General features: G+C 73.2%; 8 protein-coding genes and 1 rRNA gene. 2 read left to right on the top strand and 7 right to left on the bottom strand.

The features are described from left to right. The 4 genes from CCN44_RS06855 to CCN44_RS06840 form a co-directional block, all read right to left on the bottom strand. On the bottom strand, positions 1-659 hold a 659-nt coding region (locus tag CCN44_RS06855; protein WP_086697133.1), incomplete at its 3' end, for an ABC transporter ATP-binding protein. Further along, entirely contained in the window at positions 656-1,702 is a 1,047-nt protein-coding gene (locus CCN44_RS06850) for a FecCD family ABC transporter permease (RefSeq protein ID WP_086697131.1), read from the bottom strand. The genes CCN44_RS06855 and CCN44_RS06850, both read right to left, overlap by 4 nt. After that, complete coding sequence (locus CCN44_RS06845; RefSeq protein WP_059248543.1) at positions 1,699-2,742, bottom strand: FecCD family ABC transporter permease; 1,044 nt, start codon at positions 2,740-2,742, stop codon at positions 1,699-1,701. Before CCN44_RS06845 ends, CCN44_RS06850 begins: the two co-directional genes overlap by 4 nt. A 234-nt stretch (positions 2,743-2,976) precedes the next feature. After that, positions 2,977-4,005 carry an HAD-IIA family hydrolase gene (locus CCN44_RS06840; RefSeq protein ID WP_059248544.1) on the bottom strand — a complete coding sequence of 343 codons (1,029 nt, stop codon included), beginning with the start codon at positions 4,003-4,005 and terminating at the stop codon, positions 2,977-2,979. 75 nt (positions 4,006-4,080) lie between these two features. Here CCN44_RS06840 and CCN44_RS06835 point away from each other — a divergent pair, with 75 nt between their 5' ends. Continuing rightward, positions 4,081-5,364 (top strand): DUF1015 domain-containing protein, encoded by a 1,284-nt coding sequence (locus CCN44_RS06835; RefSeq protein WP_086697130.1) that lies wholly within the window; start codon positions 4,081-4,083, stop codon positions 5,362-5,364. Positions 5,365-5,448: 84 nt separating this feature from the next. On the opposite strand, the gene CCN44_RS45455 is transcribed toward CCN44_RS06835, so the two are convergent. Next, positions 5,449-6,228 (bottom strand): tetratricopeptide repeat protein, encoded by a 780-nt coding sequence (locus CCN44_RS45455; protein ID WP_208639718.1) that lies wholly within the window; start codon positions 6,226-6,228, stop codon positions 5,449-5,451. Next, on the bottom strand, positions 6,120-6,854 hold the full coding sequence (locus tag CCN44_RS45450; RefSeq protein ID WP_208639720.1) for a hypothetical protein: 735 nt from the start codon (positions 6,852-6,854) through the stop codon (positions 6,120-6,122). Before CCN44_RS45450 ends, CCN44_RS45455 begins: the two co-directional genes overlap by 109 nt. A 1-nt stretch (position 6,855) precedes the next feature. Between CCN44_RS45450 and CCN44_RS45445 the strand changes: the two genes are divergently transcribed. After that, positions 6,856-7,419: a hypothetical protein gene (locus tag CCN44_RS45445; protein ID WP_208639719.1), complete on the top strand. Its 564-nt coding sequence runs from the start codon at positions 6,856-6,858 to the stop codon at positions 7,417-7,419. A gap of 30 nt (positions 7,420-7,449) precedes the next feature. On the opposite strand, the gene rrf is transcribed toward CCN44_RS45445, so the two are convergent. Continuing rightward, a 5S ribosomal RNA gene (rrf, locus tag CCN44_RS06820) occupies positions 7,450-7,566 on the bottom strand. Positions 7,567-7,698 lie beyond the last annotated feature (132 nt).

Here is a 7,698-nt window from a genome sequence, read left to right as displayed (position 1 = left end):
AGGTCGTGCAGCACCGCCACCAGCGTCCGGCCCTGCTCCTCGTGCAGCTCGGCGCACAGGTCGAGGACGTCGATCTGGTGCTGGATGTCCAGGTAGGTGGTCGGCTCGTCCAGCAGCAGCAGCGGGGTCTGCTGGGCCAGCGCCATCGCGATCCACACCCGCTGCCGCTGACCGCCGGACAGCTCGTCGACGTACCGCTCGGCCAGCTCGGCGACGCCGGTCTGCCGCATCGCCTCGTTCACGATCCGCTCGTCCTCCGCCGACCACTGGCGCAGCAGGCCCTGGTGCGGGTAGCGGCCCCGGCCGACCAGGTCCGCGACCGTGATGCCGTCGGGCGCGACGGACGACTGCGGCAGCAGGCCGAGGGTCCGCGCGACCTTCTTCGCGGGCATCGCCTGGATGGCCTGCCCGTCCAGCAGGACCCGGCCCTCGCTGGGCTTGAGCATCCGCGACAGCGCCCGCAGCAGCGTCGACTTGCCGCACGCGTTCGGACCGACGATCACCGTGAAGGAGTTGTCGGGGATCTCCACCGACAGCTGCTCGGCGATGACGCGCTGGTCGTAGGCGAGGGTGACGTTCTCGGCGGACAGGCGGTTCACAGTGCTCCTAGAGGTGTTCGGGTGCGCGCCGCTCGCGTCCGGGTGGTGCGCGCGCTTCATATCCGGCCCGCCCGGCGCTCGGTGACCAGCAGCCACAGCAGGTAGGCGCCGCCGAGGACGCCGGTGACCACGCCCACGGGCAGCTGGTCGGCGCCGAAGGCGCGCTGGGAGGCCCAGTCGGCGGCGACCAGCAGGGTCGCCCCCATGCAGAGGGAGGGGACCAGGTTCGGCCCGGGCGAGCGGGTGAGGCGGCGGGCCAGCTGCGGCGCGGTCAGCGCGACGAAGCTGACGGGGCCCGCGGCGGCCGTGGCGGCGGCGGCGAGCAGGACGGCGGAGACCATCAGCACGAGCCGGACGCGCTGCACGCGCACACCGAGCGCGTTGGAGATGTCGTCGCCCATCTCCATCATCCGCAGGCCGCGCGCGTTGGCGAGGACCAGCGGGACGAGGACGGCGCACAGCCCGAGCAGCGGCCAGACCTGCTCCCAGTCGCGTCCGTTGAGCGAGCCGGTCATCCACACCACCGCGCGGGCCGCGTCGACCATGTCGGCCTTGGTGAGCAGATAGCCGTTGACCGCCGTCATCACGGCGTTGACACCGATGCCGACCAGCACCAGCCGGTAGCCGTGCACGCCCTGCTTCCAGGCGAGCGCGTAGAGGGCGAAGCCGGTCACCAGGCCGCCGGCCAGCGCGCCCAGGGTGACCTGGGTGGCGCTGCCCGACACCAGGACGATCATGACCAGCGCGCCGGCCGTGGAGGCCTGCGACAGGCCGAGCAGGTCCGGGCTGCCGAGCGGGTTGCGGGAGACGGACTGGAACAGCGCGCCGCCCAGGCCCAGCGCGGCACCGACCAGCAGGCCGACGAGGACCCGCGGCAGCCGCAGTTCGTTGACGATGAAGTCCTGGTAGGCGGTGCCGTTCCCGGCGAGCGTCCGCAGCACGTCGGCCGCCGGGATCTTCGCGTCGCCGGTGCCGATCAGCGCGACACCCGCGGCGCAGGCGGCGGCCAGCAGCAGCACGACGACGATCAGGGCACGCGGCTCCACGCGCAGGGAGAGCCCGCCGGGGGTGCGTACGGCACGGCTCCTGGGGTGTGTCTTCACAGCTGGGCCGTCCTCCGCCGTCGTACGAGAAAGATGAAGACCGGGCCGCCGATGACCGCGGTGACGATGCCGACCTGAAGCTCGGCGGGGCGGGCCACGATCCGGCCGATGACATCGGCGCCGAGCAGCAGCACGGGCGCCAGGACCGTGGCGTACGGCAGGATCCAGCGCAGGTCGGGGCCGGTGAACGAGCGCACGACGTGCGGGATCATCAGGCCGACGAAGACGATCGGGCCGCAGGCGGCGGTGGCGGCGCCGCACAGCAGCACGGCGGCGAGCATGGCCAGCCCGCGGGTGAGATTGAGGTTCGCGCCGAGCGCGCGGGCGGTGTCGTCGCCCATCTCGACGGCGTTCAGCGGCCGGGCCAGGCCGAGCGCGAGGACTGTGCCGACCACGAGGAACGGCAGCACCTGCGTGATGGTCGAGTAGCCGGCCGAGGCCAGCGAACCCACCGTCCAGAACCGCATCTTGGCCAGCGCCGCGCCGTCCATGATCATCACGGCCTGGAGGTAGCCGTACAGGGCCGCGCTGATCGCCGTACCCGCGAGCGCGAGACGGACCGGGGTGGCGCCCCGGCTGCCGCCGAGGAACCACACCAGCGCGCCGACGGCCGACGCGCCGAGGAACGCGAACCACACATAGCCGGTGAGGCTGGTGACGCCGGCGTAGGTGACGGCCGTGACGACGCCGGCGGAGGCGCCCGCGTTGATGCCGAGCAGCCCCGGGTCGGCCAGCGGGTTGCGGGTCAGCGCCTGGAGCACCGCGCCGGACAGCCCGAGCGCGGCGCCGACCAGCAGGCCGAGGACGGTGCGGGAGAGCCGCTCGCCCACGACCACGTCGCCGTACGTCCCCGTGTCGTGGAACAGGCCGTGCCAGACCTGGTCCAACGACAGGGCTTTCGCCCCGACCGCGATGCTCGCCAGCGCGACGAGCACCAGGAGTACGACCGAGAGCAGGAGCCCAAGGGCCCGCGCCGCCCGGCGGGTTGGGGGCGCGGGGGCGGTCTCCGCGCGCTGTTCCGGAGGACTGTCGACCAACACGAGGTTAGGTTAGCCTACCCTCGCATTCGATCACGATCCCCGATTCCTGTGAGACCGGCCTCGCCCCGCCGAAGAGGCCGCCGCCGGGACGGCCCGCCGAGGACCGCTCACCGAGAGCCGCCCGCTCGGGGCCGTCCGCTCGGGGCCGTCCCTGGAGGCCGTCCCTGGAGGCCGTCCGCTGGCGGTCCCTCCTCCTAGGGGACCGTCCTCTGGGGGCCGTTCTCTGGCGGTCCGTCAGAGCCCCAGCCTGGCCAGCGCCTTCTCCCCGTCCAGCGTGCAGGAGCCGTCCCCCGCCGCCGTCCAGGCCGCCGCGCACAGCGCCCGCAGCCCGTCCAGCGCCTCACCGTCGCCGGCCAGCTCCAACCGGTCGGCCCCGGCCGTCGCCGTCCACCCGCCACAGCGGAAGCCGTCGCTCTCGCGGGCGATCTCCGGCTGGCCGGTCAGCAGCCCGCGCAGATCGGCGTCCACGTACGTCGGCCGGTGCCGCGGCGGCGCGGCGAGCAGCTGCGCCCCGTCGGTGACCCCGGTCAGCACCAGCAGCGAGTCCACCCCGCCGTTGAAGGCGCCCTCGATGTCCGTGTCCAGCCGGTCCCCGACCACCAGCGGACGCTCGGCGCCCGTCCGGATGATCGTCTCCCGGTGCATCGGGGGCAGCGGCTTGCCCGCGACCTGCGGCTCGGCGCCCGTCGCGATCCGCACCACCTCCACGGCCGCCCCGTTGCCCGGCGCGATGCCCCGCCCGCTCGGAATCGTCAGATCGGTGTTGGACGCGAACCACGGCACACCCCGCCGGATCGCGTACGACGCCTCCGCGAACCGCCCCCAGGGCAGCTCCGGGCCGCCGTAGCCCTGCACGACCGCCGCCGGGTCGTCGTCCGCCGACTCCACCGGCGTCAGGCCGCGCTCGCGCAGCGCCACCCGCAGCCCCTCACCGCCGACCACCAGCACCCGCGCCCCGGCCGGCACCTGCTCGCTGATCAGCCGCGCGACGGCCTGCGCGGAGGTGATGACATCGTCCGCGCCCGTCGGTATGCCCAGCTCCGTCAGGTGCTCGGCCACCGCGTCCGGGGTGCGCAGCGCGTTGTTGGTGACGTACGCGAGATGCATCCCGCCCGCCCGGGCCACCGCCAGCGAGTCGACCGCGTGCGCGATCGCGCTCCCGCCCGCGTACACCACCCCGTCCAGATCGAGCAGCGCCGTGTCGTACGCCTCGCTCAGGGGCCGCCCACTGCCCTCCGGCCTCGTCCTGACGCCCTGGCTCATGTCCACATCGCTCCTCGTTCACTCGCCTATCCCCTCGATCATCCCGCACGCCACCGACACACGTACGATGCCGGGATGAACACAGCAGGTCACATGGAGGCAACGGCGCGTCGCGGCCTGGAACTCACCCCGTTCCGAGGCCTTCGTTACGACCCCGACCGGGTCGGCAGTCTGGCCTCCGTCACCTCCCCTCCCTACGACGTCGTCGTACGCCCCGACGGCCTGCACCACCTGCAGTCGGCCGACCCGTACAACATCGTCCGGCTGATCCTGCCCGAGGCCGGGACGCCCAGCGCCCGCACCGAGCAGGCCGCCGACACCCTGCGCCGCTGGCTGGACGAGGGCATCCTCACCGCCGACCCGGAGCCGGGCCTGTACGTGTACGAGCAACGCGACGGCAACGGCATGCTCCAGCGCGGCATCATCGGCACCCTGCGGGTCTCGGAGCCGGCGGAGGGCGTGGTGCTGCCGCACGAGGACGTCATGCCGCCCGTGGTCGCCGACCGCGCGGCCCTGATGCGCGCCACGCGCGCGAACCTGGAGCCGCTGCTGCTGACCTACCGGGGCGACGGCGCGGCGGCCGACGTCGTCGACCGTACGGCGGACCGCCCGCCCCTGCTGGCCACGACCACCGAGGACGGTTTCCACCACCGCCTGTGGTCCGTGACCGACCCCGGGGAACTGGCCCGCATCCAGACCGACCTGGCCGGCCGCCAGGCCCTGATCGCCGACGGCCACCACCGCTGGGCCACCTACCGGCGGCTGCGCGCGGAGCACCCCTCCCCCAGCCCGTGGGACTACGGCCTGGTCCTGCTGGTCGACACCGTGCGCTACCCGCTGCGGGTCCGCGCCATCCACCGGCTGCTGCACGGCCTGCGGGTCGCCGACGCGCTGGCGGCGGTGGAGGGCCTGTTCCGGGTACGCCACCTCGACATGCCCCTGCCGGAGGCGCTGGAGGCCCTCGCGGACGCGTCCTGCGCGGGCAACTCCTTCCTGCTGGCCGGCGACGGCGGCTTCCACCTGCTCGACCGCCCGGACCCGGACCTGCTGGCCCGGACGATCCCGGCGGACCGCCCGGCCGCCTGGCGCGCCCTGGACGCCACGGTCCTGCACGCCGCGCTGCTGGAACACGTCTGGCACATCCCCGAGGACTCCCCGGCCCACATCGCGTACATCCACGACACGGCCGCGACGGTCGAGAAGGCGGAACGCGACGGCAGTACGGCCGTCCTGATGCACCCGGTCCGTGAGGAGGTCGTACGGGACCTGGCCCGGCAAGGGGTGCGGATGCCCCGCAAGTCGACGTCGTTCGGCCCGAAGCCGGCCTCCGGGCTGGTACTGCGGGCGGTGGAGATCTAAGGCGTCGGCAGCCGGCACCGCACGAAAGAGGGCAGACCCCCGGGGGGCCTGCCCTCTTCTCAGTGACCTCGTCGGTGCCGGACGTCAGTCCTTGTCGCCGTCCTCGGCGGAGTCGCCGGCGGACCGGTCGGACTCCTCGGCGTCCCCGGCCTCGACGGCCTCGCCGGCCTCGTCGGCTCCGTCCTCGGCCAGGGCGTCGACGAACTCGACGCCGTCCAGCTCGGCGAGCCGGTCGGAGGCGTCCGTGCTGCCGTCCCGGTCGGCCTCGACGGCCTTCGCGAACCACTCCCGTGCCTCGCTCTCCCGGCCGGCGGCCAGCAGGGCGTCGGCGTACGCGTAGCGCAGGCGGGCGGTCCACGGCTGCACCGAGTTGGAGGCCAGCTCGGGGCTCTGCAGGGTCACGATGGCCGCGTCCAGCTGGCCCATGTCACGCCGGGCACCGGCGGCGACGAGCCGCATCTCGACCTGACCGGCCTTGTCCAGCTTGTGCACCTCCGGGGCACCGGCCATGTCCAGCGCCTTCTCCGGCCGGCCGAGACCGCGCTCGCAGTCGGCCATGACCGGCCACAGCTCCACGGTGCCGGTCATCCGCCGGGCGGCCCGGAACTCGGCGAGGGCCTCGCCGTACTTCTGGTTGGCGTACGCGGCGAACCCGGCGGCCTCGCGTACGGCGGCCACGCGGGACGCCAGGCGCAGGGCCACCTTGGAGTAGCCGTAGGCGCCCTCGGGGTCCTCGTCGATCAGCCGGGCGACCATCACCAGGTTCTTGGCGACGTCCTCGGCGAGCGTCTTGGGCAGGCTCTGCAGCTCCTGCCGGACGTCCTTGTCGATCTCCTCACCGGTGACGTCCTCCGGGATCGGCAGCCGCTTGATCGGCTCCCGGTCCCGGTCCCGCTCCTCGCGGAACCGGCCACCGCCACGGCGGTCGTCCCGGCCGTCACGGCCCCGGAAACCACCGGAGCGACCACCGCGGTCACCCCGGTCGTCCCTGCGCGGCCCACGGCTCCCACGGTCGTCCCGGCCCCGGAATCCACCACGGTCGCCCCGGCTGTCGTCCCGCCGGAACCCACCGCGGTCACCACGGTCACGGTCGTCACGTCGGTCGTCACGTCGGTCATCGCGACGGTCGTCACGACGCTCGAAGTCCCGGCGGAAGCCACCGCGGTCGTCGTCACGTCGGTCGTCTCGGCGGAAGCCACCACGGTCGTCGTCACGGCGGAAACCGCCACGGTCGTCGTCGCGACGGTAGGAGGGGCGGTCGCCGCCACGGTCGTCCCGCCGGAACCCGCGGTCCCCACGGTCGTCCCTGCGGTCGTCACGCCGGTCATCACGGCGGTCGTCCCTGCGGAACGCCGGACGCGCTCCGCGCTCACCCTCGCGACGGAACCCGCCACCACGGCGGTCGTCACGACGCTCGTCCCGGCTGTCGTCCCGGCGGTCGTCACGCCGCTCGTAGTCGCGGCGGAAGCCGCCACGCTCGCCACGGTCACGGTGGTCGTCCCTGCGGTCGTCGCGGCGCCCGAAGCCGCCACGGCTGTCGTCACGGCGGCCGTAGCCGGCACGGTCGTCGTCGCGACGGTAGGAGGGGCGGTCGCCGCCACGGTCGTCCCGCCGGAACCCGCGGTCCCCACGGTCGTCGCGGCGGTCGTCACGCCGGTCATCGCGGCGGTCGTCACGGCGCTCGAAGTCCCGGCGGAAGCCGCCCCGCTCGCCGCGGTCGCGGTCGTCCCGGTGGAAACCGGGGCGCGCACCGCGCTCACCCTCGCGACGGAACCCGCCACCACGGCGGTCGTCACGACGCTCATCACGCCGGTCATCGCGGCGGTCGTCACGCCGGTCATCGCGGCGGCCGTAGCCGCCACGGTCGCCACCGCGCCGGTCGTTGTCACGGCGGTCGTTGTCGCGGCGGAAGCCGCCACGGTCACCCCGATCACCACTGTCCCGTCGCCGCTGGTCGCGCTCCGGTCGGTCGTCGGGAGAGTTGGTGGACATGGTGACTCCTGTCTTCGGTACCACAAGCATTGTAAAAACAAAAGGACCCCTGGTCCCAGCTGAACGCTGGTGACCAGGGGTCCTCCAAAGATTGTTCGGCGGCGTCCTACTCTCCCACAGGGTCCCCCCTGCAGTACCATCGGCGCTGTGAGGCTTAGCTTCCGGGTTCGGAATGTAACCGGGCGTTTCCCTCACGCTATGACCACCGAAACCCTAATGGTTTCGAGCGAACAAGCACACTCTTCATTTGTGTTTACAGTTCAGCTCAAAGCCGGCAACCGTTCGTTGCCTCAGAACATACACAGTGGACGCGAGCATCAATGGACAAGCCCTCGGCCTATT

It is taken from the genome of Streptomyces tricolor (assembly GCF_002155905.1).
In the GTDB taxonomy this organism is placed as follows: Bacteria; Actinomycetota; Actinomycetes; order Streptomycetales; family Streptomycetaceae; genus Streptomyces; species Streptomyces tricolor.
The sequence above is the reverse complement of the archived record's forward strand: the minus strand, read 5'-3'. Positions and strand labels throughout refer to the sequence as shown.

Bases quoted from the DNA above. Each gene is read 5' to 3' on its own strand.
- CCN44_RS06840 (WP_059248544.1), bottom strand. From the start codon at position 4,005: ATGAGCCAGGGCGTCAGGACGAGGCCGGAGGGCAGTGGGCGGCCCCTG.
- CCN44_RS06835 (WP_086697130.1), top strand. From the start codon at position 4,081: ATGAACACAGCAGGTCACATGGAGGCAACGGCGCGTCGCGGCCTGGAA.